At 65.6% G+C, this 1,953-nt stretch carries 2 protein-coding genes; one reads left to right on the top strand and one right to left on the bottom strand.

What is annotated here, in order from left to right:
• A partial coding sequence (locus tag A2I95_RS34195) for a VWA domain-containing protein (protein ID WP_291736967.1) occupies positions 1-988 on the top strand: 988 nt, incomplete at its 5' end.
• A gap of 243 nt (positions 989-1,231) precedes the next feature.
• On the opposite strand, the gene A2I95_RS34200 is transcribed toward A2I95_RS34195, so the two are convergent.
• Positions 1,232-1,953, bottom strand: a 722-nt coding sequence (locus A2I95_RS34200; RefSeq protein WP_291736969.1) for a methyltransferase domain-containing protein, incomplete at its 5' end; no start/stop codon positions are given.

Here is a 1,953-nt window from a genome sequence, read left to right on the forward strand (position 1 = left end):
GCCGCCGGCCTCCGAAGCTGATCCGGACTACAAGGTGTTTCAAGACAGCCACGACGAGGAAATCGCCGCCGAGGACCTTGCCGAGCCTGCCGAACTGGAGCGGCTGCGCGCCTATCTCGACCAGCAGCTGGAGCCGCTGAAGGGCGCAGTATCCCGCCTGGCCAACAAGCTGCAGCGGCGCCTGCAGGCCCAGCAGAACCGCAGTTGGGAGTTTGACCTGGAGGAAGGCACGCTGGATGCCGGCCGTCTGGCCCGGGTTGTCGCCAACCCGACCACGCCGCTCAGCTTCAAGCGCGAGAAGGACACCGAATTCCGCGATACCGTGGTGACGCTGCTGCTGGACAACTCCGGTTCGATGCGCGGACGCCCGATTTCAATCGCGGCGATCTGCGCCGATGTGCTGGCGCGCACGCTCGAGCGCTGCAACGTGAAGGTCGAGGTTCTGGGCTTCACCACCCGTGCCTGGAAAGGCGGGCTGGCCCGCGAGGCTTGGCTGAACGACGGCCGCCCGCAGCAGCCCGGACGCCTCAACGATCTGCGCCATATCATCTACAAAGGCGCGGACGCCCCGATGCGCCGGACCCGGACCAACCTGGGCCTGATGATGAAAGAGGGCCTGCTGAAGGAAAACATCGACGGCGAGGCGCTGGAATGGGCGCACCGGCGGATGACGGCCCGGCAGGAGGCGCGCAAGATCCTGATGGTGATCTCGGACGGCGCGCCAGTGGATGATTCGACGCTCTCGGTTAACCCGGCAAACTACCTGGAAAAACACCTGCGCGATGTGATCGCAATGGTGGAGCGGCGCAAGCAGGTGGAACTGCTCGCCATCGGCATCGGCCACGACGTGACCCGCTATTACGAGCGCGCGGTGACGATCACGGACGTGGAGCAGCTGGCCGGGGCGATGACCGAACAGTTGGCGGCGCTGTTTGACAGCGACCCGCGTGCCCGCGCCCGGGTGATGGGGATCAAACGGGCGAGCTGAGGGCGCGCCCGCAACGGTGGGCTCCCGCCCCTTTTGAGCGCATCAAAGATGCGATCAAAAGCGTTGGGCCTGGCACAGCAAAGCTGTGCCGGGCAATCTCTCCCGCAAACGCAAAGATCAAACCGTGAAATTCTGGCGAGCGCGCCGCGCCGCAGGCGCGGCGCGCGGCCCAACCAGACGGGCTGCTTTTTTAAAGCAGCCTGGATGGGCGGGAGCCCACCGGGGCTGAGGCAACCATCCGGATCAGATTGCCGTGGCTGATGTGATTACCGCCGGGAGCGGCAGCGTCCAGGGGCCGGTTTCGCCATGGGCGGCGCGCACGGTTTCGCTGACCGCTTCACAGATCCGGGCGAACCGCGCAGCAGGTTGTGCCTGTAACAGCGCCTTACCCCGCACGGCGCCTTCGGCAAAGAACCGCACCGGAGCGTCCGGGTGATCAACGCTCCAGGCGCTGTTCACAACCTGTTGGGTGCAGTCTGTAAACCCGGCCTGTTGCAGGGCCGGATAGGCGATATTCGGATCCGCGTAATCATGCAGCCCGGGGCCAGGAGGCAGTTGCACATCGGGATCTCCATGCGCGCCAATGGCGCTGAACACATATCCCAACGCGGTGGGGATCGTAGGGGCATGCCAGACCGAAAACGCCAATCGCCCGCCTGGGCGCAAAACACGCCTCGCCTCGGCCAGGACCCGTGGCGCGTCGGGCACATGCAGGATGCCAAACCCGATGGTCACCACATCAAATCGGCCCGCATCAAACCGCAAATCCATTGCGTCGCCCTGGACAAAATCGACACCCGGCACCCGCACGCGCGCCAGATCCAGCATTGCCGGCGAAAAATCCAGCCCCGTCACCCGCGCCCCAGCATTCGCCAGCCCCGCCGCAACGATCCCCTGCCCACAACACAAATCCAGCGCGCGTGTGCCCTGCTCTGCCCTGACGGCGGCAACCATGGGCGCCACGC

The organism is Leisingera sp. F5, from assembly GCF_001593695.1.